Annotated in this window: 22 protein-coding genes, 1 pseudogene and 1 riboswitch; of the genes and pseudogenes, 13 read left to right on the forward strand and 10 right to left on the reverse strand. The window is 67.3% G+C overall.

Annotation, left to right across the window (positions count from 1 at the left end; genetic code table 11):
- Nucleotides 1-138: 138 nt before the first annotated feature.
- The 3 genes from L5G28_RS08820 to L5G28_RS08830 all read left to right on the forward strand — a co-directional run bounded on the left by L5G28_RS08820 (nt 139) and on the right by L5G28_RS08830 (nt 4,164).
- Nucleotides 139-1,575 (forward strand): amino acid permease, encoded by a 1,437-nt coding sequence (locus tag L5G28_RS08820; protein WP_237001199.1) that lies wholly within the window; start codon nt 139-141, stop codon nt 1,573-1,575.
- A 12-nt stretch (nt 1,576-1,587) separates the two neighbouring features.
- Complete coding sequence (locus L5G28_RS08825; RefSeq protein WP_237001200.1) at nt 1,588-2,604, forward strand: AraC family transcriptional regulator; 1,017 nt, start codon at nt 1,588-1,590, stop codon at nt 2,602-2,604.
- A 75-nt stretch (nt 2,605-2,679) separates the two neighbouring features.
- The gene (locus L5G28_RS08830) at nt 2,680-4,164 is read left to right on the forward strand and encodes a flavin-containing monooxygenase (protein ID WP_237001201.1); all 1,485 of its coding nucleotides are present in this window, start codon (nt 2,680-2,682) and stop codon (nt 4,162-4,164) included.
- A gap of 104 nt (nt 4,165-4,268) precedes the next feature.
- On the opposite strand, the gene L5G28_RS08835 is transcribed toward L5G28_RS08830, so the two are convergent.
- Both L5G28_RS08835 and L5G28_RS08840 read right to left on the reverse strand, forming a co-directional pair.
- On the reverse strand, nt 4,269-5,057 hold the full coding sequence (locus tag L5G28_RS08835; RefSeq protein WP_236999312.1) for an ABC transporter permease: 789 nt from the start codon (nt 5,055-5,057) through the stop codon (nt 4,269-4,271).
- Nucleotides 5,057-5,962 (reverse strand): ABC transporter ATP-binding protein, encoded by a 906-nt coding sequence (locus L5G28_RS08840; protein WP_236999311.1) that lies wholly within the window; start codon nt 5,960-5,962, stop codon nt 5,057-5,059. The genes L5G28_RS08835 and L5G28_RS08840 overlap by 1 nt, the downstream gene beginning before the upstream one ends.
- A 133-nt stretch (nt 5,963-6,095) precedes the next feature.
- On the opposite strand from L5G28_RS08840, the gene L5G28_RS08845 reads away from it, so the two are divergent.
- From L5G28_RS08845 to L5G28_RS08855, 3 genes are all read left to right on the forward strand, one after another.
- A complete protein-coding gene (locus L5G28_RS08845; RefSeq protein ID WP_372477203.1) occupies nt 6,096-7,316 on the forward strand; it encodes a sensor histidine kinase in 1,221 nt (406 codons plus the stop codon).
- Between the two features lie 9 nt (nt 7,317-7,325).
- Entirely contained in the window at nt 7,326-8,027 is a 702-nt protein-coding gene (locus L5G28_RS08850) for a response regulator (RefSeq protein WP_504864849.1), read from the forward strand.
- An 81-nt stretch (nt 8,028-8,108) separates the two neighbouring features.
- Complete coding sequence (locus L5G28_RS08855) at nt 8,109-8,564, forward strand: peroxiredoxin (protein WP_236999309.1); 456 nt, start codon at nt 8,109-8,111, stop codon at nt 8,562-8,564.
- Nucleotides 8,565-8,585: 21 nt separating this feature from the next.
- Here the strand turns inward: L5G28_RS08855 and L5G28_RS19500 are convergent, their stop codons facing one another.
- The gene (locus tag L5G28_RS19500; protein ID WP_372477199.1) at nt 8,586-9,308 is read right to left on the reverse strand and encodes an ABC transporter substrate-binding protein; all 723 of its coding nucleotides are present in this window, start codon (nt 9,306-9,308) and stop codon (nt 8,586-8,588) included.
- Between the two features lie 305 nt (nt 9,309-9,613).
- On the opposite strand from L5G28_RS19500, the pseudogene L5G28_RS08870 reads away from it, so the two are divergent.
- Both L5G28_RS08870 and L5G28_RS08875 read left to right on the forward strand, forming a co-directional pair.
- Nucleotides 9,614-9,796, forward strand: a pseudogene (locus L5G28_RS08870) (hypothetical protein); the annotation flags it as partial.
- Nucleotides 9,797-10,009: 213 nt separating this feature from the next.
- Nucleotides 10,010-10,990, forward strand: coding sequence for a TauD/TfdA dioxygenase family protein (locus L5G28_RS08875; protein WP_237001203.1), 981 nt, complete (start codon nt 10,010-10,012; stop codon nt 10,988-10,990).
- A 17-nt stretch (nt 10,991-11,007) separates the two neighbouring features.
- Here the strand turns inward: L5G28_RS08875 and L5G28_RS08880 are convergent, their stop codons facing one another.
- Nucleotides 11,008-11,553 carry a hypothetical protein gene (locus tag L5G28_RS08880; RefSeq protein WP_237001204.1) on the reverse strand — a complete coding sequence of 182 codons (546 nt, stop codon included), beginning with the start codon at nt 11,551-11,553 and terminating at the stop codon, nt 11,008-11,010.
- A 110-nt stretch (nt 11,554-11,663) separates the two neighbouring features.
- On the opposite strand from L5G28_RS08880, the gene L5G28_RS08885 reads away from it, so the two are divergent.
- Together L5G28_RS08885 and L5G28_RS08890 are read left to right on the forward strand one after the other, a co-directional pair.
- Nucleotides 11,664-12,791, forward strand: coding sequence for a sensor histidine kinase (locus L5G28_RS08885; protein ID WP_237001205.1), 1,128 nt, complete (start codon nt 11,664-11,666; stop codon nt 12,789-12,791).
- Entirely contained in the window at nt 12,788-13,456 is a 669-nt protein-coding gene (locus tag L5G28_RS08890) for a response regulator (RefSeq protein ID WP_237001206.1), read from the forward strand. The genes L5G28_RS08885 and L5G28_RS08890 overlap by 4 nt, the downstream gene beginning before the upstream one ends.
- Here the strand turns inward: L5G28_RS08890 and L5G28_RS08895 are convergent.
- Nucleotides 13,438-13,836, reverse strand: coding sequence for a DoxX family protein (locus L5G28_RS08895; protein WP_237001207.1), 399 nt, complete (start codon nt 13,834-13,836; stop codon nt 13,438-13,440). The genes L5G28_RS08890 and L5G28_RS08895 overlap by 19 nt on opposite strands.
- A gap of 120 nt (nt 13,837-13,956) precedes the next feature.
- Nucleotides 13,957-14,020, forward strand: a riboswitch (guanidine-III (ykkC-III) riboswitch).
- A gap of 11 nt (nt 14,021-14,031) precedes the next feature.
- Between L5G28_RS08895 and L5G28_RS08900 the strand changes: the two genes are divergently transcribed.
- The gene (locus tag L5G28_RS08900; RefSeq protein ID WP_237001208.1) at nt 14,032-14,346 is read left to right on the forward strand and encodes a DMT family transporter; all 315 of its coding nucleotides are present in this window, start codon (nt 14,032-14,034) and stop codon (nt 14,344-14,346) included.
- Nucleotides 14,347-14,421: 75 nt separating this feature from the next.
- Here L5G28_RS08900 and L5G28_RS08905 read toward each other — a convergent pair whose 3' ends face one another.
- From L5G28_RS08905 to L5G28_RS08925, 5 genes are all read right to left on the reverse strand, one after another.
- On the reverse strand, nt 14,422-14,631 hold the full coding sequence (locus L5G28_RS08905; protein ID WP_237001209.1) for a CsbD family protein: 210 nt from the start codon (nt 14,629-14,631) through the stop codon (nt 14,422-14,424).
- 150 nt (nt 14,632-14,781) lie between these two features.
- Nucleotides 14,782-15,276 (reverse strand): MarR family winged helix-turn-helix transcriptional regulator, encoded by a 495-nt coding sequence (locus tag L5G28_RS08910; protein WP_237001210.1) that lies wholly within the window; start codon nt 15,274-15,276, stop codon nt 14,782-14,784.
- 71 nt (nt 15,277-15,347) lie between these two features.
- A complete protein-coding gene (mmsB, locus tag L5G28_RS08915) occupies nt 15,348-16,214 on the reverse strand; it encodes a 3-hydroxyisobutyrate dehydrogenase (RefSeq protein WP_237001211.1) in 867 nt (288 codons plus the stop codon).
- Nucleotides 16,211-17,386 (reverse strand): acyl-CoA dehydrogenase family protein, encoded by a 1,176-nt coding sequence (locus L5G28_RS08920; RefSeq protein WP_237001212.1) that lies wholly within the window; start codon nt 17,384-17,386, stop codon nt 16,211-16,213. Before L5G28_RS08920 ends, mmsB begins: the two co-directional genes overlap by 4 nt.
- An 83-nt stretch (nt 17,387-17,469) precedes the next feature.
- Nucleotides 17,470-19,848, reverse strand: a complete 2,379-nt coding sequence (locus tag L5G28_RS08925; RefSeq protein ID WP_237001213.1) for an acetyl-CoA acetyltransferase — start codon at nt 19,846-19,848, stop codon at nt 17,470-17,472.
- 81 nt (nt 19,849-19,929) lie between these two features.
- On the opposite strand from L5G28_RS08925, the gene L5G28_RS08930 reads away from it, so the two are divergent.
- Both L5G28_RS08930 and L5G28_RS08935 read left to right on the forward strand, forming a co-directional pair.
- Nucleotides 19,930-21,210, forward strand: a complete 1,281-nt coding sequence (locus tag L5G28_RS08930) for a WS/DGAT domain-containing protein (RefSeq protein ID WP_237001214.1) — start codon at nt 19,930-19,932, stop codon at nt 21,208-21,210.
- Between the two features lie 134 nt (nt 21,211-21,344).
- On the forward strand, nt 21,345-22,853 hold the full coding sequence (locus L5G28_RS08935; protein ID WP_237001215.1) for a DUF222 domain-containing protein: 1,509 nt from the start codon (nt 21,345-21,347) through the stop codon (nt 22,851-22,853).
- Nucleotides 22,854-22,871 lie beyond the last annotated feature (18 nt).

Here is a 22,871-nt window from a genome sequence, read left to right on the forward strand (position 1 = left end):
TTCGCTGCCGCAGCACCCGTACGCCCCAGGTCGATGTGAGTCGTCCATCGGTTTCCACGTGAACCAGGTAACACGCGAGATACACGACGAGAGTAGATTCACTCCCGCTGCACAACGCATACCCAGGGAGGAACGCCGGTGACGTCTACACCGCAGAGCGCCGACAAGATCGACGACACGAGCGTCGACGAGGGCTACCAGAGAGGCCTCACGTCCGGCACCGTGCAGATGATCGCCATCGGCGGAGCCATCGGCACCGGCCTGTTCTACGGGGCGGGCGGCGCGATCGAGAAGGCAGGCCCGGCGCTGATCCTGGCGTACGCCCTCGCAGGTCTCGCGATCTTCATCGTGATGCGATCCCTCGGTGACCTCCTGCTCTACCGCCCGATCTCCGGCGGCATCAGCGAGTACGCCGACGAGTTCCTCGGTCGGTTCATGGGCTTCAGCCAGGGCTGGACGTACTGGGCAGTGTGGGTCACCACCTGCATGGCCGAAATCACGGTGGCCGGCAAGTACATCAACTACTGGTGGCCGGCGATCCCGGTATGGGTGACCGCACTCGTCGCGCTCATCGTGCTGTTCGGCGCGAACCTGATCTCCGTCGGACTGTTCGGTCGCGCCGAATTCTGGTTCTCGGCGATCAAGGTGACCGCCATCCTCGGCATGATCATCATCGGCATCGGCGTGCTGCTCCCGATCTCCGGGCTGGGGCCGGACGTCGGACCGTCGGTGACGAATCTGTGGAGCGACGGCGGCTTCTTCGCAACCGGATTCACCAACGCGCTGCTCAGCCTGCAGATCGTCATGTTCGCCTACGTCGGTGTCGAACTCGTCGGCGTCACCGCGGGTGAGGCGCAGAATCCGCGCGTCACCCTCCGCCGCGCCATCAACTCGGTCCCGTTTCGCATCGGCATCTTCTACGTCGGTTCGCTCCTTGTCATCCTGTCGGTCCGTAGCTGGAAGGACTTTCACGAGGGCACCAGCCCGTTCGTCGCTGTGTTCCAATACATCGGCATCCCGGGCGCGGCGGGCATCATCAACTTCATCCTGCTCACCGCAGCGTTGTCCTCGTGCAACTCGGGCATCTACTCGACCGGACGCATGGTGCGATCGCTGTCGCAGCGCGGCGACGCACCGAGCGCCCTCGCCAACTTGTCGAGCCGTCAAGTACCGGTCACCGGCATCGTGCTCAGCGCCGTCGTCATGGTGATCGGCGTGGTCGTCAACGTGATCGACCCGGATCACGCGTTCACCTACATCACGTCCGTGTCGACGGTCGGAATCGTCGTCGTGTGGGCGACGATCATCGTGTGTCAGATGCGGTACCGGTTCAAGGTCCGTTCCGGGGATCTGCCCGACTCCGGCTATCCCGTCCCGGGCGGCATGGTCAGCTCCACGGTCGCGCTCGCGTTCCTCGGCATGGTCGTCGTGCTGTTGTTCTTCAACCAGGACGGCCGGATCGCCCTCGTCGTCGGCGCCATCTGGTTCATCATCGTGACGGCCTGCTACTTCGGGTGGACGGGCGGCCGACGTCGACAGGTCAGGCGCTCCGGAACGCCCGCCGTGATGCGCTGACTGTCGGCCACCATGGATTGGAGCATCCCGCGGTCGTCGGCGGGAGTCCTCGTCTTGCTGGGCCTCGCCCGAGACGCCGGGCTGTCCGATGAGCAGACGCTCGCCGGCACCGGGCTCGACGTCGATGTCGTGACGAGACCCGACTCGGAAGTTCAGCTCCGACAGGAACTCGTCGTCGTCGGCAACCTCGTCGACGTGCTCGGCGACCGCACCGGCGTCGGCGTGCGGGCGGGTGCTCGCTACCAGCTGACGACGTACGGGATCTTCGGGTTCGCGCTGATCAGCAGCCCGACTCTGCGGAGCGCCGTGGAGGTCGGGCTGCGCTACTTCGACCTGGCGTTCGCGTTCTCGCGCATCGAGCCACGCGACGTCGACGACCGGTTCGAGCTGGTGTTCACCGCCCCGGACGTGCCGGCGGCTGTGCGACGATTCGTCGTTGAACGGGACCTCGCCGCAGTGCGCACGATCGCGCGCGACCTCGTCGCCGACGCGGATCGTCCGCTCGAGATCCAGTTCGCCTTCGACGAACCCGACCACATCGAGCCGTACATCGAGGTGTTCGACGCGCGTCCCGTGTTCGGGGGCGACGAGACGCTGCTGCGTCTGCCGCGAGAGGTCATCGACGAGCCGTTGCCGCGCGCCGATGCGCAGGCGGCGGCGTTCGCACAGGCGCAGTGCCGCGACCTGCTGCGCACGCGGGCGGCACGGTCGGGTCTGGCGGCACGGGTCCAAGATCTGCTGACGACCGACCCGGCGAAACCGCCGACCGCAGACGAGGCGGCGCGCGCTCTCGCGATGAGCACCCGGACGTTGCGTCACCGGCTGGCGGCCGAGGGCTCCTCGTATCGCGGTCTGCTGCAGGAGATGCGCTCTCGACTCGCCGAGGAGATGTTGGTGAGCGGCCGACTCACCGTCACCGAGACCGCGCAGCGGCTGGGCTATGTCGAGGTGTCGAGCTTCTCGCAGGCCTTCCACCGCTGGCACGGCTGCGGTCCCGCCGAGTACGTGCGGCGTCGCACCGGCCGCTGAGGGGTTGCCGAAACGAGTAACTCTTGCGCCGTCGTGCACCTGCCGATCGCGCGGCCGCGGTTATACCGTGAGGGCATGACAGCAGATACGCGCCCGACGATCGCCATCATCGGCACCGGATTCGGCGGCATCGGGATGGCCGCACAGCTCACCCAGGCCGGCTACGACGACTTCGTCATCTTCGAGAAGGCCGACGACGTCGGGGGAGTGTGGCGCGACAACGAGTATCCGGGAGCCGAATGCGATGTGCCGTCGCACCTGTACTCGTTCTCGTTCGCGCCGAAACCCGACTGGTCACGGAGGTTCGCGGGCCAGCAGGAGATCTTCGGATACTTGAACGAGTGCGCCGACCGTTTCGATCTCCGCCGAAACATCCGGTTCGGCACCGAGGTCCTCACCGCGACGTTCGACGAGTCGGCAGGCGAATGGGTACTCGAGCTGAACGGCGAGCAGACACATCGCGCGCAGATACTGATCGCAGCGACCGGCCAGCTGAGTCGTCCCGCCTACCCGCGGATCGACGGCATCGACAGCTTCTCCGGGACGATGTTCCATTCGGCGACGTGGGACCACGACTACGAGTTCGAAGGCAAGAGGGTCGCGGTGATCGGGACCGGCGCGTCCGCCATCCAGTTCGTCCCGCACATCGCTCATCGCGCTGCGGGGCTGGAACTGTTCCAGCGGCACGCGCCGCACGTCATCGACAAACCCGATTACCCGTACCGGCAGAGCGTGATCGCGGCGTTCAAACGATTCCCGACACTGCTGAAGGCGTCGCGTCTCGCGACGTACGCGTGGTTGGAGCCGCGTGGGCTGGGGTTCAACGGCTCCAAGTCGGGCCGGTTGTTGATCAGCGTCTTCGAGAAGCGGTATCTGAAGTCGTTGAAGAAGCAGATCGCCGACCCGGAGCTGCGTCGCAAGGTGACTCCGACCGATCCGATGGGGTGCAAGCGGATCCTCATGTCGAACGACTACTACCCGGCTCTCGTCCGCGAGCACGTCGACGTCGTCACGGACGGTATCGAGCGCATCGAACCCAGCGGTGTGGTGACCGTCGACGGAAAGCTGCACGAGGTAGACGCCATCGTCCTGGGCACGGGGTTCGCGGCCACCGAATTCCTGGCGCCGATGACGGTGACCGGGCTCGGCGGCGAAGACTTGAACGAGGCGTGGCGCGACGGCGCTCAGGCGTACCTGGGCATCGCGGTCGCCGGGTTCCCGAGCTTCTTCATGCTGTACGGGCCCAACACGAACCTGTCGCACAACTCGATCGTCTACATGCTCGAATCGCAGTTCGCGTACATCGTCGACGCGGTGCGGGAGATCGATCGCAGCGCAGGCCGGTGGCTCACCGTCCGGCAAGACGTGGAGGACGCCTACAACGCCGACATCCAGGCACAGCTCGGTACGACGGTCTGGGCGACGGGATGCGACGGCTGGTACACGACGGCGTCCGGCAAGAATACCCAGAACTGGCCGGGGTTCACCTTCAAATATCGTTCGGCGACACGCGAATTCGACCCGAACGCCTATGCGGCGCCAGGGGCGACGCACGCGTAGACCGGGCGATGACGAAGAACGCGGTCGGTGGGCCCGGGGAAACTCGGGCGCACCGACCGCGTTGTTTCGCGTTCAGTTCCTCCAGGTGAAGTGACCCCTCCCGGTCACTTGACCTCTGAACGCATTATTCGGTTGACACCGAAGAACAAGGGGATCGCGAACCAGATGACGCAGCCGGACAGGAAGTGCGCCCAGTCCGAGCCCGACGGCGAGGACGCCAGCATCGGGAGGCGGATCCAGTCGATCAGGTGGTCGTTGATCCAGGGCACGACGGCGCCGATGATCTCCAGCACCGTCGGGATGACGAAGTAGGCGACGATCGCGGCGGGCGTGTTCAAAAGCAGTGCGGCGAACGCGAATCCGACGAGTACGCCGACCAGTATGTTGAGCAGTCCGGAGACCAGTGCGCTTCCCGAGATCGACCACTCGCCGCCGTCGGAGTAGATCAGCCCGCCGACGAGATTGCACAGTGCGCCGAGCGCGAGCGCGATCACGACGGCCGCGATCGAGGCGATGATCGAGACGGTCAGCTTGGCGACGATGACCCGTTCGCGCCGCGGCTCCATCGTGAACGTGGTGAGCGCGTTCCGTTGGCTCCACTCACTGGTCACCAGCAGGATCGCCATCACCGGCAGCAGGAATGCCATCGGAGCGGTCATCAGGTCGAACAGATTCGCGAAGGTGATGTTGCCGTCCGCGCTGGAGTCGGACGTGCCCGGACCGACGATCAGAACGACGACGCCGATGATCGCCGAGATCGCGGCGATGGACGCCGCCAACCAGAAGCTGGCGCGGGTGTCGACGAGTTTGCGGAGTTCGACCTTGATCAGTCGGCTCAACGGGATGCCGGGGCCGGTGAAGACGGCCGACGCGGGCTGTGTGGTCGCGGTCATCACTGGACTCCCTGTGGCTGTTCGCGCTGGTTCTGCTGGGTGAGCTGGAGGAACATCTCCTCCAGGCGGGCGCCGTCGCCGCCGCGCAGTTCGACGAGGTGGACCTGTGCGTCGAGTGCGATACGACCGACGACGTCGGGGGTCGCTTCGACGCGGAAACCGCCGCCGTCCACCGGATGGGCGGCCACCCCCGCGGCATGCAGGGACTGGCCGAGATAGTTGTTGTCGACGGCGCGGACCACCGAACCCGTGCCCGCGAGGAGTTCTTCCTTCGTGCCTTCGGCGACGATCCGTCCGTTGCCGATCACCACGAGGTCGTCGGCGATGATCTCGATCTCGTGTAGCAGATGTGAGGAGAGGAGGACGGCGCCGCCGCGGTCGGCATACCCACGCAGGAGTGTGCGCATCCAGTGGATGCCCGCCGGGTCGAGGCCGTTGGCCGGTTCGTCGAGCATCAGGACGCTGGGGTCGCCGAGGAGAGCGTTCGCGATGCCCAGGCGCTGCCGCATGCCGAGCGAGTAGTTGCGGACACGACGGCCGGCCTCCTGCGGGGTCAGGCTGACCATCGCGAGAGCGTCGTCGACGCGGGACGCGGGGACCCCCAACGTGGTCGCCGACAGACGGAGGATCTCGGCTCCGGTGCGGCCGGCGTGCTGTGCCGACGCGTCTAGCAGGACGCCGACGTGGGTCGCTGGATTGGGGATGTCGCGGTAGGCGACACCGTTGATGGTGGCGCTGCCCGATCCGGCGGGGGTCAGACCGGCGATGATGCGCATGGTCGTCGATTTGCCTGCGCCGTTCGGACCCAGGAATCCGGTCACCCGCCCCGGCTTGCAGGTGAACGAGACGTCGTCGACGGCGACGAAGTCGCCGTAGCGCTTCGTGAGGTTCTTGACTTCGATCATGACGTTAATACTCGTCGCCCCAGACTGGATTGTCATCAGTCTCGGGGACAGTTCCGCATCATCCGAAAGTATGAGATCGGTGTCGACCCCGGACGGAAGCAGTGTCGTGACCGACGCGACTAGCCTGTACCTCGTGCGTCCCGCCGACTACCAACCGACCCTCACCTGGTGGGGTCACACGTGGCGGATCATCGGCGTCGTGGCCGTGTCGGCCCTCGGCTGGGCGCCGCGCGTCGCGTACCAGTGGAGCGAGCACCGATGGTGGTTCGCCGTCGACCTCGCTCTCGGCGTGCTCGCACTGGCGATGGTGATGCGGTACCGGCGGACCCACCCGGTGCTCGTCGCGACGATCACCAACCTGATGACGGTGGTGTCGACGACGGCGGGCGGTCCGGCGGTCTTGGCTCTCGTGTCGTTGTCGACGCGCAGGCGGTGGAAGGAGATCGTCCCGCAGACGCTGCTGACGATCACGTGCATGCTGGCAGGCGAGCACGTGTTGCGGGCACCGGACGAAGCAGAGTTGACCGTCGTCGACGGGGCCCTGTTCGTCCTGATCGCCGCGCTCGTCGTCGCGTGGGGCATGTACATCGGTTCGCGCCGCGAACTGCTCGCCAGCTGGCGGGCGCGTGCACTGCTCAGCGAGGCCGAGCAGGCCGCACACGTTCGCGAAGCGCAGAGCGCGGAACGCGCCCGGATCGCTCGCGAGATGCATGACGTGCTCGCACACCGCATCTCGGCGGCAAGCATGTATGCGGGGGCGCTCGCGTTCCGGGACGATCTGTCGCCGGAAGAGGTGAAGGCGACGGCGCAGACGATCCAACAGACGTCGCACCAGGCGTTGACCGAACTGCGTGAGGTGCTCGGCGTGCTGCGGGACGGCCCGGGCGACGCCGACCCCGAACGCCCGCAGGCCACCGCAGCGCACGTGCGGGAATTGATCGAGCAGAATCGCCGGACGGGTATGCGGATCGACGTGCACTGGAGCCTTGGCGTGAACGGGGACCTCGACGTCGACGCCTTGCCCGCCGTGCTGGGGCGGACGGTCTACCGCTGCGTCCAAGAGTCGTTGACCAACGCCCGCAAACACGCGCCCGCCAGCCGGGTGCGCGTGTCGGTGAGCGGTGAGCCGGGCCGCGGCGTCGACATCCACGTGGAGAATCCGCTGTCGCTCGCCGCCGGCCAGACACCGCCCGAGTCGGGTTTCGGGCTCGTCGGTCTCGCCGAGCGTGTCGCTCTCGCGGGCGGCCGCCAAGTCCATCGGACGACGGGTGGTGGCACGTTCGTGCTCGCGGTGTGGTTACCGTGGCAGAAACAAACGGGGCTGGCCGAAGAATCGGGGCTTGCTGATGAATAGGGCGGTTGGATGAACAGCGGGGTCGGGGTGGACACACCGGGTGGGCCCGATGCGGACGCCGTGAGCCGGATCATGCTGGTCGACGACGATCCGCTCGTCCGGTCCGGCCTGCGGCTGCTCCTCGGCGGCGACCGTGGACTGGACGTCGTCGCTGAGGCAGGCCACGGCGCGGACGCGCTCGGCCAGCATGCGGCCGATCCCGTCGACCTCGTCCTGATGGACCTGCGGATGCCGGTGATGGACGGCATCGCGGCGACGGCAGAGTTCAAAGCGTTGGAGCGGGCGCCGTCGGTGATCGTGTTGACGACGTTCGACGCCGACGACTACGTCGTGCGCGCGCTCGCCGTCGGAGCGGACGGGTTCCTGTTGAAGGACACGCCGCCCGCCGACATCGTGGCGGCCGTCAAGAATGTCCTGAGCGGACAGCCCGCGTTGAGTCCGTCCGTCACAGCGGCGCTGATCAAGCAGGTCGTCGACTCGAACGGTGCGGGCCGCTCGCAGTCGGCCGAACGCGCGATCGCTGAGCTCACCGACCGCGAGCGCGAGGTGGCCACCTGCCTGGCCAAGGGGGCGTCGAACGCAGAGATCGCCGCCGAGCTGTACATGGGTGTGGCGACCGTGAAGGCGCACATCTCGCACATCTTCGCCAAGCTCGGTGCATCCAATCGCGTCCAGGTCGCGATCCTCATGCACGATGCGGGGCTCGTCTGACCGCAGCGAGACCGTAGACGAGGGTGCGGCAACAGCATCGAGGCTTCGCCATGCACTGCGTCGCCGACTACCGTGGAGTCTATGAAGACCGGTGATCGTGCCCCTGATTTCGCATTGCCCGACCAGAACGGGCAGACGCGCCGACTGTCCGAACTCCTCGCCGACGGCCCCGTCGCACTGTTCTTCTATCCCGCGGCGTTCACGCCGGGCTGCACCAAGGAGGCGTGCCACTTTCGGGATCTCGCGAGCGAGTTCACCCAGGCCGGAGTGCAGCGCGTCGGGATCAGCCGGGACGAGGTGTCCAAGCAGTCGGACTGGACCGCGAAGCATTCACTCGACTACCCGCTCCTGTCGGACGGCGACGGGAGCGTCGCCCACGCCTACGGCGTTCGACGCAGCGGGCTGCTCTCGTCGGTCATGCCTACCAAACGCACCACGTTCGCGATCGGAGCCGACGGCGTGATCGCCGACGTCATCGCGTCCGAGGTCAGCATGGCCGTCCATGCCGACCGCGCGTTGTCGGCGCTCGGAGCCTGAGCAACACGGGCACAGCCCGGTTCATGCTGCGACGGCGGGCCTCCCGGCGCGTTGCCGATCGGGATCGGGAACCGGGACGGCGGCGACGAGCGAGCGTGTGTAGTCGGTCGTCGGCGACGCGAAGACCGCGTCGGCGGCTCCGGTCTCGACGACGCGGCCGGACCGCAGGACCGTCACCCGGTCGGACACCTGGCGGACCACCGCCAGATCGTGGCTGATGAAGATTGCCGAGAATCCCAGCTCCGCCTGCAGGTCGGCGAACAGTTCGAGCACGTCGTAGCCGGTGATCGCGGCCGCGGTCCGCTTGAACTGCGGGGTCCACGGACCGCCGAGGTAGGCGAGGATCGATGATCTGACGTCGTTCGAGGTGAACGGCTTTCCGTTGTGGAACGTGACGCCTTCGCGCAGGTTCAGGGTGAGTGCGAGCCGGTTCGGCGCCAGCGTCCACGACGTCGCCAGCGACGGCTGCGGCTTCGACGATTCGGGCGGATACGTGATCAGCGTGTCGAACACGTTGGCGACCACATGACGGGTCGGCCCGCCTGCCCCGATCTGCAAGAATTTGGCGGGCGCGAGGTCGCCGATCACGCCGACGCGGAGTTCGCCGCCGCGCTGGACGGTGCCGGATCGGCTCGCCGAGCCCTGCTGCGCGTCGACGGCGCTGCGGCATGCGGTGAGCCCGACGACGGTGGCGAACGTCAGGACCAGTGCGCACACCGCGCGCAGACGTCTGGATCGGAACATGAGTTGGGGCCGCTTTCTCGATTCGAGTGGACAACAGCCGCCGGGGAGGTGAGCGACTGCTCTCGAATGATTCGCGACGGACGCGGATTTGTAATCACTTCCACTCACCGAGAATTGAATCTTTGTGCGTCCCGATGCCACGGGAGCATTCTTTCGATATGACTCAGGACATTCCCGATTACGCTCGCGGATATGACGTTCAGACTCGCGCCACCAGACACGGGCGCCCGGCGGCCGACCACGACGGAGTCAGCATCGTCGACGTGCTGCGCGACGGCAGCGCGGCATCCCCGCACACCGACCAGTGGACGGGTATCTCGGTGGGTCTCGACGCGAGGGGCCCGGTCGACCCGGAACTACGCCGGAGGCGAGGCGTGTTCCGCGCACCGTCGAGTCTCGTCGCCGTCTCCTATCGCCCGGGCGAGGTCAAGGTCCCGGCCGCCGTCCGGAAGGTCATCGACGAGCAGGCCGAAGATCTCGCGGATTGACCGACGCCACTTGAATTCATCGTGAATCTATCCCTGGTTGATGCGCATCGCCGCATGTTTGACTGACACCACCGAATCGGTAGCACCCGCTTTTTTTCAACGGAACGCGAAGCAGAGAGAATTCGGATCGACATTCTCCTGCCGCGCACCCGTCGAATACTCACTCCCGCAATCGGATAAACAGATCCTATTTCTGATGAAAGGCGTTACACAATGACCGTCACCGTCTCCAATTCCACCGACCGTGAGCTCGAGATCCAGTCCGTCTATGCGGACGCGGGAATCACCGTGGACAAGCTCGGCGAACACATCGGCGCGCGTATCGGCGGCGTGACGCTCGGCGGCGACGTGCCGTCGGACAAGATCGAGGCCATCCGGCTGGCTCTCGCCGTCAACAAGGCCATCGTGTTCACCGGTCAGAACCACCTGGACGACGAGAGCCAGTACGGGTTCGCGCAGTTGCTCGGCGACCCGACCCTGCCGCATCCGACCGTCACGTCCAGGGGTGACCAGCTGTTGACGATCGAAGGTGCGGCGAACAGCTGGCACACCGACGTGTCCTTCGTCGACCGCGTCCCGAAGGCGTCGATCCTGCGCGCGGTCAACCTGCCGACCTGGGGCGGCGCCACCACCTGGGCGTCCACGACGGCCGCATACGCCCAGCTGCCCGACAGCTTGAAGGCGTTCGTGGACAACTTGTGGGCCAAGCACACCAACTTCTACGACTACGTGACCAACGATGTCGACATCGACGACACGCAGGTCGAACGTCGCGTCGTTCACTACGAGGAGTTCACGAGCAAGGAGTACCAGACCATCCATCCGGTGGTCCGCGTCCACCCGGAGACCGGTGAGAAGACGCTGCTCCTCGGCCACTTCGTCAAGGAGTTCATCGGACTCAAGCCCGCCGAGTTCAGCGCCGTCTACCAGCTTCTGCAGAATCGGATCATCAAGCTGGAGAACACATTCCGATGGAGCTGGAGCCTCGGCGACGTCGCTATTTGGGACAATCGTGCCACCCAGCACTACGGTATCGCGGACTTCGGCGCGCAAGACCGCAAGCTGCACCGCATCACCCTCGCCGGCGATGTTCCGGTGAACGCCGACGGTCGCACCGGAGAGATCCTCACCGGCGACGCCTCGCACTACTCCGTGATCGAGGAGCCGAAGCGCCTGGCGCCGTTCGCCGACTGAATCGGCCTGCGAGCCGGTCAGTCTCGACTCAGCGAGTACCAGACAGGTCCGGTCAGCAGCCAGATCACGGTGATCGTGCCCAAGACGCCTAGGCCGCCGACCAGGGCTTCGCGTTGCGCGGGGTCGGCGACAGTGACACCGAGGAGGCCGGTGATCGCGGCGGCGATGCCGACGGCCCCGAGCCACCGCCCGAAATCGGCCCACTCGTAGCGTCGTCGTTCGGGGCCGGATGCCGGGGCCTTACGGGGTGCCGGACCGTCCGCGAAGCGATGGGCGAACCGGGCATCGGCCCACGCGATCATCCGATGGCCGAACATGACGGTGCAGCCGAGATAGATCGGGGCCAGGCGGTGCGCGAAACCGACGTCGCCGCCTTGCGCCAGGTCGATCGTCACGGCGACGAGCAACACCAGGTCGATAAGGGGTACACACGCGAGGACGATCATCGACGGACGCGGCAGCCGCGCGAGGTAACGCAAGGCCAAGCCGCCGACGACGAACACCCAGAATCCGATCTCGCACGCGGCGATCGTGACGAGGACGGGGTCGGTGAGTTCATTCATGGCTTCAGCGTTCCCCCGGATCACCTCCTGCACATCAGTCGGCCGACGCGCGCGGGGTCCGACTTTCGGGGGACCCGACCAAGTACGCCAGTGTGCTGTAGTTGAGGACGATGAAGTCTCACCTGGGCGAATCAGACCTGTTGCGGCCGACGAACCTCACCGCCGTCGGCACGTTCGCCGTCGGGCTTCTGCTGTGGGCGTGTGGCGCGTTCACGTTCTTCTCCGACCACGACGTCTATCCCTGGTACGTGAAACTTCTGCTGCTCACGGCGGCTCTCGGCATCGCGCTCGCCGCGCGAGAACGACCGGCGCTCGCGTTCGGCGTGATGTGCGCGCTGCTCGCCGTCGACGCGGTCTGGGGGCCGTCGCTGCCGTTGTGGATCGCGATGTCGGACATCGTGTTCTTGTGTGCGGTGCGAGGCACGCACACCGTGCAGCGCGTCGTGATCGCGGTGTGCACAATCCTGACACTCGGGCTCGCCGTCGTCGGCGCGCTGGCAGGCGGCGTGCGGGTCGGCGTTCTCGTCGGACTGATCGGCATCGCCTTCCTGCTGTCGCCGATCACATACGCCCGGGCGGTGACCGCAGCGCGGCGTGCGTCCGAGGCAGAGAAGACGGCAGCGGTTTCGCGAGCCGACGCCGAACGGATCGAAGCCGTGTCCGATGAGCGACGCCGCCTCTCACGCGACCTGCACGACACGGTTGCCGGGCACGTATCAGCCATCGCGATCCTGTCCGAAGCGGTGCGAGGCTCTGACGAGCCGTCTGCCATCGTCGACTCGATACGTCGGAACAGTCTGGCCGCGCTCGGTGAACTCCGCACGATGATCGACGTCCTCGCGGCTGACGGCGACGAGAGGACCACCGTCCGCTGGGCTTCGCTCGAACCGCTGATCGCCGCGGCCGACGCCGTCGGATCGACGGTCACCGTGGACGGCGACCTCGCTGACCTGCCGCACCACGTTGAAGCCGTGCTCACCCGGATCGCGGGGGAAGCGATCGCCAACGCGACGCGACACGCGCCCGGACACGCGGTGAGCGTCGTCGTCGCCGACCTCGCCGACCTCGCCGACCGGGTCCGGTTGACGGTGCGTAACGAGATGCCGACAGAAGCACCGGACGCTGGGGCGGGCCGAGGGGTCGTGAACATGCGGGTTCGGGCCGAGAGCATCGGCGGCCGAGCCGACGCCGGACCCGACGGGGGACACTGGGTCGTGACCGCGGAGGTGCCACGATGAACGACCAGCGACCGGCGATGACCGGCGCGCGACGAGTACGTGTGGTGCTGGCCGACGACCATGCGGCGGTCCGCGAAGGCCTCCGGATGGTGTTGGAGGCGTCCGGCCGGATCAGTGTCGTCGGGGAGGCCGCGGACGGCGCAGCCGCGATCCGCACTGCGACGCAGGTACGTCCAGACGTCATCCTGATGGACGTCCGGATGCCCCAGGTGGACGGGATCGCCGCGACGGAGACGATCACCGCCTCGACCGGCGTGCGCGTTCTGGTGCTGACGACGTTCGGTGTCGACGACTACGTACTCGGCGCGCTCGCCGCGGGTGCGTCCGGGTTCCTGCTGAAGACGGCGTCGGGCGCCGAACTCGTCGACGGGACCCTACGTGTCGCGGCAGGCGACGCAATCCTCGACCCGGAGGTCACGCGGGTCGTCGTCGACGCCATGCGCGGACGGTCCGCGACCGCCGCCGCCGACTTGTCCGCACTCACCGAGCGCGAGCGTGACGTCCTCGCCGGGATCGGGTCCGGACTGTCGAACATGCAGATCGCGCGGCGACTCGAGATCGGGGAGTCGACCGTGAAAACCCATGTGTCCCGGGTGCTGATGAAACTCGACGCGCCGTCACGGGTGCAGGCGGCGGTGATCGCCGTTCAGGCGGGACTCGTCTGAGACGGGCCGGACTGGTCTTGGGGCGGTCCCGTCACCGCGAGGGTCGAATAGAAGGCGAGCATCGACGACGACGCCGCGAAGTTGAGGCCGATGTCGCGGGCACGAACATGGGAGCCGACCGCGAGGACGAAGTAGATCGTCAACATGGCGCTGGTGAGGCGGGCGAGGCCTGGAAACCTGGGCGCGGCGGCGAGTCCGACCGCCGACGCCGCCTTGACCACCGGGAAGATCCAGCGGTGCTCGGAGGGGAAGTCGACGGAGTCGAGACAGCGGGCGACGTAGGGGATCGGGCCGATGCAGGCTGCGGCGTCTGCGGCCTGACCGGCAGCGGCGACCTGGTAGACGACGGGATCGCGGAGCAGTTGTCTCGGGTGGCTCATATACTGACGGTAGGTCCGCGCACGCCGAGTTACAAGGTGATCGTCGCCTCGGCCACCATGGTGACCGAATCCACCACATCAGGCCCTTCACCTGGGGCGCGGCCGTGGGTACTCTCGACGGCGTGGCCGCGTCTGCGGCCCCGGACGAGCCCGCCGTACCCGGTCCGCGACAAGACGGTGGAGACGGGAATCGTCATGTCATGGATCGTACTGGTGATCTCAGGTCTCTTCGAAGCCGTGTGGGCCACCGCGCTCGGCAGATCCGAAGGGTTGCACCGACTCTCGCCGACCATCGTGTTCTTCGTCGCGCTCGTCGTCAGCATGGCTGGACTCGCCTACGCGATGCGCGACCTTCCGACGGGTACGGCCTACGCGATCTGGGTCGGCATCGGTGCGACCGCGACGGTCGTCTACGCGATGGCCACCGGCACCGAGGCCGCGAGTCTGGCGAAGATCGTCTGCATCATCGCGATCGTCGGCGGAGTCATCGGACTCAAACTCGCTGCGTGAGGCTCGGGCGATTGTGCTGACCGACGCCGAAGGGCCGGGACCGCAGCGCGGTCCCGGCCCTTCGGCGTCGGTGAGTCAGCGCCCCGACAGCTTGTCCTTGACGGAGTCGATACCGCCCTTCACCTTGTCGGCGGCCTCGGTGATCTTCTCGCGGGCGCCCGCGAGGCCCTGATCGGCCTGTCCCTCTTGCTTGAGGTCGTCATCGTTGGTGGCCGCACCCGCGGCCTCCTTGGCGCGACCCTTGAGGTCGTCTGCCTTGTTCTGAGCGTCGTCTGCGATTCCCATGTGATGCCCCTCCGCTAATCGAACACGACCGGACGGTGGATCCCCGCTCGGCGTCGTCTGTCAAGACGACACTGTCCACGGTACTGGTCTCAGGAGAACGGCGTCGGGACCGAAGCCGCCCGGCAGGTGTCGGCGATCAGAAATCGGGTGTCAGAAGTCCCCGTGGGATCGCCGCAACGTGCGGATGGCGTCCACCAGCGCGCGTGACTGCGCGGGCGGCAGACCGATGTCGGCGAACACCGTGTTCAACGCGGCGGTCGCCTCCTCGACGAGGTCGCGTCCCGAGTCGGTGATCGCGACCAGCGTCGTGCGCCCGTCGGTCGGGTGCGGTCGGCGTTGCACGAGGCCCGCGTCGACGAGACGTGCGACGGCGTTCGTCGCGGACGATACGTGGACCTGCAGCCGGTCGCTGGCCTTCGAGATCGGCAGCGCACCGGACCGGCTGAACGCCAGGAGTCGCAGGAGTTCAAAGCGGGCGAACGTCAACCCGAAAGGTTTCAGTTCCGATTCCACACGAGCCAGCATGATCTGGTGCGCGCGCATCACCGAGGTGACGGCTTCCATCCCGTCGGCGATCTCGCCGCCCCAGCCCGCGTCCTCCCAGTGGGAGCGGGCCAATGCGATCGGATCGGTCACCTCACGCACTGGCCCCTCCTCTACTGCGACGTTCACTCCTGCGCCGAACTACTACTGCGGCGAATCACTACTGCGGCGAATCACTTCAGGGTGTCGATTATGGCACTGAAGTCGAGGTGCCCGTTCTCCGCGGCGAACGCCGAATAGAGTTCGGCGGCGTGTGTGCCGAGCGGTGCCGACGAGCCAGCTGTCGACACGGCGGCCATCGCGAGGCCGAGGTCCTTGTTCATCAACGCGGTCGCGAAGCCGGGCTTGTAATCGTTCTCCGACGGTGCGGTCGGGACCGGGCCGGGAACCGGGCAGTTGGTGTGCAGCGCCCAGCAGTTTCCGGTCGCGCCGGTCACCACGTCGTACAGTGCCTGATCGGCGAGGCCGAGCTTCTCCGCGAGGACGAACGCCTCGCCGACCGCGATCTGCTGGACGGCCAGGATCATGTTGTTGCACAGTTTCGCAGCCTGACCGTTGCCCGTGCCTCCGCACGGCACGACCTTGCCCGCCATCGGAGCGAGGACCGGTTGTGCAGCTGAGACCGACTCGTCGTCGCCACCGACCATGAACGCCAACGTGCCAGCCGTCGCGCCCTTCACACCGCCGGACACCGGCGCGTCCACCTGCAACATGCCCGCCGCGCTCGCCTGAGCGTTCACCTCGCGCGCGTCTTCCACGGAGATGGTCGACGAGTCGATGAACAGCGTGCCCTGGGCGGCGTGGTCGAGCACCGACGCGTAGACGCTCTTCACAATCGCGCCGCTCGGCAGCATCGTGATGACGGCGTCCGCGCCGACGACAGCAGTCTCAGCGTTCTCCACCGAGGTGACACCGTGCTCGACGGCCGCGGCGACGGCGTCGGCCGACAAATCGAAACCGACGACCTCGTGGCCGGCGGAGATCAGGTTCGCGGCCATCGGCCCACCCATGTTGCCCAGTCCGACGAATGCGATCTTCATCGCGTTTTCCTTTCATTCCTGACGCGGGCGGCTTCGGCACGGCCGATCACCATCCGCATGATCTCGTTGGTTCCTTCCAGGATGCGGTTCACCCGCAGGTCGCGGACGATCTTCTCCACACCGGTCTCGTGGAGATATCCGTATCCACCGTGAAGCTGCAATGCCTGATCGGCGACGGTGAAGCATGCTTCGGTGACGAACCGCTTGGCCATCGCGCACAGCTCCACCTTGTCGGGGTCGCCCGCGTCGAGTGCGTCGGCGGCACGCCACAGCATGAGACGCGACGCCTCGAGGTTCATCGCCATGTCGGCGATGGTCGCGCGGATCGTCGGCTCGTCGATCAACGGTGCGCCGAACGCCGCACGGTCCGCGGTGTATGCGAGCGCCGCGTCATAGGCGGCCTGAGCGCCGCCCAGCGAGCACGCCGCGATGTTGAGGCGGCCGCCGTTGAGCCCGTTCATCGCGATCGAGAAGCCGGTGCCTTCGCCGTCGGTGCCACCGAGCATCGCGTCGGCGCCGATTCGGGCGTCGTCGAAGATCACCTGGGCGGTTGGCTGGTTATGCCAGCCCATCTTCGCTTCGGCCGGTCCGAACGACACCCCGGGCGTCTGGGCGGGGACGATGAACGTGGAGATGCCGCGCGGTCCGGCGTCGCCGGTCCGCGCCATCACGATGTAGACGTCGCTGACGCCGCCGCCGGAGATGAACTGCTTGCTGCCGCGCAGGACGAACTCGTCGCCGTCGCGTCGCGCCGACGTCGAGAGGGCCGCCGCGTCCGAACCAGCGCCCGGTTCGGTGAGGCAGTAGCTGGCGATCGCGTCCATCGACGCCATTCGCGGCACCCACTCGTTGCGCTGGTCTTGCGTGCCGTACGTGTCGACCATCCAGGTGCACATGTTGTGGATCGACAGGAACGCCGCGGTCACCGGGTCGGCTTTGGACAACTCCTCGAAGATCCGGACGCCGTCTATGCGTCGCAGACCGGAGCCGCCGACGTCGTCGCGGGTGTAGATGGCGGCCATGCCGAGCGATGCGGCTTCGACCATCTCCTCGACGGGGAAGTGCTTGGTCGCGTCCCACTCCAAGGAGTTCGGGGCCAGGCGTTTGCGGGCGAAGTCGCGTGCGGTCTCGACGACGAGTAGGTCGTCGTCGGTCAGAACTGGATAGGGCATGCCGCAAGGATAAACTTGGAAGTCCAACTAAATCAATAGGTTGGACGTCCAAGTTTATTGTCGGCCGACGGCGCAGTCCTCGGTCACCTTCCGGTCCACTGGGGCGGGCGCTTCTGCACGAACGCCATGATCCCCTCGGTGGTGTCCGGGCTGACCAGAATCTCGTCGAGAACACCGAGGCTGTCCCGAACGGCCGTCACCGTGTCGGGCGTGGCGTCGGCGGCGGCCATGGTCGAGATCGATGCGCGAACGGCCGCGGGGGAGGCTGCGAGCATCTCCTCTGCGACGCCGCGGGCGGTGGCCATGACGTCTCCCTTCGGAGCGATCCGGGACACGAGTCCGTGCGCGAGAGCCTCGTCCGCGTCGAGTCGACGGCCAGTCAGGATCATGTCGCGAGCCAGGGCCCTCGGGACCGCGCGCGGCAGCCGGACGAGACCGCCTGCGGCCGCGACGAGGCCGACCTTCACCTCGGGCAGGCCGAAGGTCGCCGACTCGTCGGCGACGATCACATGGCATGCCAACGCGATCTCGAGCCCGCCGCCCAGTGCGAAGCCGTTCACCGCTGCGATCACCGGTTTCGGCACGGTGGTGCGTGCGGTGAGGCCCGCGAATCCGTTCTCGGGCATGGAGAGACCGGTGCCGCCTGCACTCGCTGCGAGGTCGTTGCCCGATGAGAACGCCTTATCGCCCGCTCCGGTCAGGATCGCGACCCACAGGTCCGGGTCGGCGAAGTAGGCCTCGAATACTGCGTCCAGTTCGGCGTTCGTCTTCGGGCTGATCGCATTGCGCGAATCGGGTCGGTTGATGGTCACCTCGAGTACGCGGCCGCGACGTTCGACGATGAGGTGCTCGTAGTCGTCGGCGAATCTGGGTGCTGTGCGCGGATGCCGTTCGTCGAGTTCGGTGCGGGTCAGCGTGACGACGTTGCGGTCGGCGGACGATCGCGCGTACACGGTGCGGCCGATCGGATCCTCCTGGCCGCACAGCAGGTCGAGGAGGTCGTCGCCCTCGGCGGTCGCGACGAAACGGGTGCCGTCGTGCAGTCTGCCGATGACGGTTCCCGCGCGATCGGCGCGATCCGGGTTGAGGACGGTGAACGATTCGATGACGCCGCGTCCGTCGGCGTATCGGGTGATCGGGATGTTCGGAGCGGTGTCGAGTTCGCGCTGCACCGCGTCGGAGGGCGATCGACGCCACGGTGTCGGCGTGGTCGAGTACACACCGACCGAGTACTTGCTGAGGATGCCGCCGTTGGCTCCGACGAGACCGTACGAGCCGGGCGTCCGGCGGGCGCCCTCGACGATCTCGGCGATGCCGTGCATCGAGTAGTTGTTTCCGGGGCCGCCGAAGTAGGGGAGCCCACCTGTCGCGGTGAGCCCACGCGGATCGTCGGGTTCGAGGCCGAACGCGTCGGCGACGTTCGACACCGCGATCGGGAAGCAGCTGTACAGGTCGAGCGCCCCGACGTCGCCCATGCCGATTCCCGCCATCGTCAGCGCGGTGTGCACAGCTGCGACGGCCGACGGCGCCTGCGACAGATCGGGCCGTCGCATCATCGGCTTCTCGCACAGGTCGGCGTACCCGTGGAGGAACACCCATCGCGAGGGGTCGATACCTGCCCGCCGGGCGGCTCCGACCGAGGTCATCACCACGGCGGCCGCCTGGTTCACCTGGTCGCGGGAGACGAGTCGACGGGTGTAGGGGACGCAGACGCGACGGTTGTCGTCACCGGGGACGGCGAGATCGGCCGCCGAGTAGACGCGGGTCGTCGACGAGTACGGATTCTGTGCCGCGATCTGCGACATGGGTGCGAACAGTGCGCCCATCTGTGCTGCGTACTCGGTGCGGGACCGGCCGAGACGGTGGCGGCGCGCGTTCTCCAGAATCGAGTACTGGGCGAGCGGCACCATCACACCGTGCCGGACCTCGTCGACCGAGGTGAGTCCGGCGATCCCGAACCCGCGGTCCTCGAGTTGACCACCGACCGTCTCGGAGTAGTCGGGGCGGTCGTCGGATTTGAGTGCCGCGCGGACTGTCGACATCACCTCGCACCCGAACAGGAGGACCGCGTCGGTCAGGCCGGCCGCGATCTCGGTACCGAACTCGGTCACGAGGTGCTGCGGGCTCTGTCCTCCGGTCACCTCTTCGACGGCGCGCCGCGGATCCATGCCCGTGCGCTTCGCGACGGCGCGCGGCATGTTGTCGGGTCGCCCGAGCTGCGCGGACGACGCGGGACTCGACTTCTCGAACGATCGCACCGCAGCGGCGACATCGATCATCTCTGTGACAGCCGCAGCGTCGACCCCGGTGTCGGCGAACGCCGCGCGGACGGCGATGGCCGCGAGATCGGCCTCGCCCAACCGCTGATAGTCGGGATCGTCGAGACGCTCGGACGCCTGTCCGACGCCTACGATGATCGGAGTGGTCGGATCGATGTCGGCGGCAGCGATGTTGTCATCCATGAATGGCATTATTCATCTGTCCGCTCGACGTCGATTCGAGACCCCGCCCCAGCTGTCGCGATAGGAGCTTCGATGCAGGCGATGGCACCAGCGGATGCGGCGATGTACTGGGCGTCGCAGGTGTCGGCGAACGACCAGTTCCTCCTGTTCGCGTTCTCCGGAGACGAGGCGGCGACGTGTGCGGCGTTGGTATCCGAGGTCCGTCGACGGGCCGCGGCCATCGTCGACCTTCATCTCACCGTCGAGACCGTTCCCGGCGACCTCGACTTCCCGCGGTGGGTGCCCGCACCGGTGAGCGACGATGCGATCGTCGGGTATCCGGGGCCCTACACGTGGGACGCGGTGCTCAAGGACGTCGCAGCGCTGTCGACGCGCAGCGGCGGAGATCTGTGGCGCGTCCACATCTTCGATCGGGTGACGGGAGTTCCGGATGCCGATTCCCTTGCACGCGTTGCCGTCCTGCAGATCTCGCACGCGTTGGGTGACGGGCGTCGGGTGTCGGCGATCGCGCGAGCACTGTTCGGCGGATCGCTGCCCGAGCCTGCGCGGGACGCGCGGGTCGCGGTCGGCGACCGAACCCTCGCCGCGGTGCGCGGAGGGATGCTGGTCGGGCCGCATCTGGTGCTGGCGGCGGCTCTCGGCTTCGCCGCGTGGGCGGCGCCGGTTCCAGAGGCGACGGCCGCCCCGACGGCTGCGACGCGAGCGAACACCGCTCCCGGCGACCGTCGAGTGCTGCGGACTCTCACGGTTCCCTCGAAGGCGGTGCGGAGTGGGGGACACTCGGTCACCGTCGGAGTGCTCGCCGTGCTCGCCGAGGTGCTCCCCGACGTCCTCGACGCGTCGCGACGCGAGGCACGCGCCGAGGTGACCGTCGCATTCGGTGACGACCCCGGAGCGAAAGCGCTGGCGCGCAATCGTTTCCAGACCGCGAGTGTGCCGCTGCATGCGGACGAGATGGATCGGCGTCGTCGGGCCGCGCTGATCGCGGCCGAGCTCGGAGCGGTTCGACGTCGCGTCGACTCGCCGGGGTTCGTCGCGTCCCGGCGTGCCGCAGCATCGGCGCCCGCAGTACTCGGCGCGACTGCGGCCCGGTTGAGCGCGGATGCGCCGCAGCCGGCGACGGTGTCCGGATGGACGGTGGTGTCGTCGGTCAACCGAGGCGCAGCCGATCTGACCCTCGCGGGCGGACGCGTGCTCTTCACCGCGGGTTTCCCGGCGCTGAGCGCCGCCCACTCCCTGACTCATGGTGTGCACGGGATCGGTGACGCGGTGACGATCTCCGTCTGCGCGGGTGCTCCGATCGCCGACGATGTCGACGAGTACGTGGCTGCCTTGTCTGCAGCTTTCGCGTTCGCCGGCTGAGCGAAGGGCAGGGCGTCGATACCCTGCCGGACCAATCGTAACTACGTTCGAATCATCTATTGAATACATCACATCTCCGTCCTACAATTAGAACAACAGTTCGATACGGGCATTCTTGGAGAGGGGTGGTTCGAATGGCCGGAAACGTGTGGGCGAAGGTCGACCTGAGTCCGGTCGGCGTCGGTGGGGAAGCGGGCGGTGCGTTGATCGACGTCTTGCAGGCGGGCGAAGGCATGCTGATGTTCCTGCGGTTCGAGGCGATCTACGCGATGCTCACCGCCGCGGCTGCTCGTGAGGGCGTCGAGGTGGGCGACGCCGATCATCGCGTGGTCGATGTGTTCGCTTCGGTGGCGCGGGAGGTCGCGGTCGCGTTGCGGGTGGCGGCGGGGACCGCGGACCGTCAAGTGAATCTCGCGGTCGAAGCGGCCGAGCGGCTTCCACAGGTCGCGCGGTTGATGCGCGACGGTGTAATCAGCGTTGCGGCGTTCGGCGATGTCGTACTGCAGACCACCGGCGTCGCCGACACCGACCTGATCGCAGCAGTCGATGCGACGACTGCCGCCGAACTCCGCGAGATGGGTGGAGTCTCGCGCCGCGACGCGGGCGACACCGCTCGCCGCGCTGTCGCCGAACTCGACCCCGACGGCGTCCGCGAGCGCCGCGAACTGCGAGGCAAAGGTGTCCACGTCTCCCACGACGTGGACGGCTCGGACGTCACGATCACCACCACGCCCGAAGACGCCGTCCTGATCGACGCATCGGTGTCCGCAGTCGCCGACCGAGTATGTGCCGACGACTCCCGCAGCCGCGGTGTCCGGCGCCACGATGCCGCGGTCGCGCTACTCACGCGTGGGGAGTTCGCATGCGACTGCGGTAATCCCGACTGTGCGGCCACCGGCTCGGCGGCGACTGTCGCCGAGCGGTTCGCGTCGGTCGTCGTGCATGTGGTCGCCGACGCGTCCACGCTGTCGGGTGACTCGGACAAGGCTGGCTGGCTCGACGGGTTCGGCGTTCTCGACGCGCATCATGTGCGGGAGATCGCAGCCCGCGGCGACGCCATCACCCGACCCCTGGACATCGTCGGACTGGCAGACCACGCCGCTCAACCAGGGAACGCGTACCGTCCGACCGCAGCATGCGACACCGCGATGCGTGCCGTGTTCGGCTCGTGCAGCGAGCCGGGATGCGCTCGCCGGGCATGGTCGTGCGACCTGGACCACGTGTGCGAGTTCAACCATGCCGACAACGCCGCAGGTGGTGCGACCTGCCCGTGCAATCTCAATCCGAAGTGCCGGTTCCACCATGTGTTGAAGACGTTCGCGTCAGACTGGGTCGACGACCAGATCGTCGACGCCGACGGCGCGATCTGGACTGAAGTCACCACGCCGACCGGGTATACCGTCCGCTCACGAGCCCGCAACCACTGGCTGCTGCCCGACCTCGGTCTGATCCCGTGCCGACACGGCGAACCCGTCGCGCCGGGCTCGGTCGACGATGCCGCGCAGCCGGACCGGGTACGCACCCGAACCCAGGCCAAACACGCCTACCGCATGCGGATCCGCTCGCGCCGTCGGTATGTCCAGGTGTGCGCGGCCGCTGATCGGGCCGTATCGATCGAACAGGACGGTCCGCCCCCGTTCTGAACCGTCGGCTCGGAACCA

Origin of the sequence: Gordonia liuliyuniae (assembly GCF_021739025.1) — a bacterium.
Taxonomy (GTDB): domain Bacteria; phylum Actinomycetota; class Actinomycetes; order Mycobacteriales; family Mycobacteriaceae; genus Gordonia; species Gordonia liuliyuniae.

Coding starts and splice junctions, on each gene's coding strand:
- L5G28_RS19500 (WP_372477199.1), bottom strand. CDS start 9,308: ATGTTCCGATCCAGACGTCTGCGCGCGGTGTGCGCACTGGTCCTGACG.
- L5G28_RS08905 (WP_237001209.1), bottom strand. CDS start 14,631: ATGGGAATCGCAGACGACGCTCAGAACAAGGCAGACGACCTCAAGGGT.
- L5G28_RS08850 (WP_504864849.1), top strand. CDS start 7,326: ATGAACAGCGGGGTCGGGGTGGACACACCGGGTGGGCCCGATGCGGAC.
- L5G28_RS08885 (WP_237001205.1), top strand. CDS start 11,664: ATGAAGTCTCACCTGGGCGAATCAGACCTGTTGCGGCCGACGAACCTC.
- L5G28_RS08900 (WP_237001208.1), top strand. CDS start 14,032: ATGTCATGGATCGTACTGGTGATCTCAGGTCTCTTCGAAGCCGTGTGG.
- L5G28_RS08925 (WP_237001213.1), bottom strand. CDS start 19,848: ATGGATGACAACATCGCTGCCGCCGACATCGATCCGACCACTCCGATC.
- L5G28_RS08920 (WP_237001212.1), bottom strand. CDS start 17,386: ATGCCCTATCCAGTTCTGACCGACGACGACCTACTCGTCGTCGAGACC.
- L5G28_RS08830 (WP_237001201.1), top strand. CDS start 2,680: ATGACAGCAGATACGCGCCCGACGATCGCCATCATCGGCACCGGATTC.
- L5G28_RS08855 (WP_236999309.1), top strand. CDS start 8,109: ATGAAGACCGGTGATCGTGCCCCTGATTTCGCATTGCCCGACCAGAAC.
- mmsB (WP_237001211.1), bottom strand. CDS start 16,214: ATGAAGATCGCATTCGTCGGACTGGGCAACATGGGTGGGCCGATGGCC.
- L5G28_RS08825 (WP_237001200.1), top strand. CDS start 1,588: ATGGATTGGAGCATCCCGCGGTCGTCGGCGGGAGTCCTCGTCTTGCTG.
- L5G28_RS08895 (WP_237001207.1), bottom strand. CDS start 13,836: ATGAGCCACCCGAGACAACTGCTCCGCGATCCCGTCGTCTACCAGGTC.
- L5G28_RS08930 (WP_237001214.1), top strand. CDS start 19,930: ATGGCACCAGCGGATGCGGCGATGTACTGGGCGTCGCAGGTGTCGGCG.
- L5G28_RS08840 (WP_236999311.1), bottom strand. CDS start 5,962: ATGATCGAAGTCAAGAACCTCACGAAGCGCTACGGCGACTTCGTCGCC.
- L5G28_RS08880 (WP_237001204.1), bottom strand. CDS start 11,553: ATGAATGAACTCACCGACCCCGTCCTCGTCACGATCGCCGCGTGCGAG.
- L5G28_RS08890 (WP_237001206.1), top strand. CDS start 12,788: ATGAACGACCAGCGACCGGCGATGACCGGCGCGCGACGAGTACGTGTG.
- L5G28_RS08875 (WP_237001203.1), top strand. CDS start 10,010: ATGACCGTCACCGTCTCCAATTCCACCGACCGTGAGCTCGAGATCCAG.
- L5G28_RS08835 (WP_236999312.1), bottom strand. CDS start 5,057: ATGACCGCGACCACACAGCCCGCGTCGGCCGTCTTCACCGGCCCCGGC.
- L5G28_RS08935 (WP_237001215.1), top strand. CDS start 21,345: ATGGCCGGAAACGTGTGGGCGAAGGTCGACCTGAGTCCGGTCGGCGTC.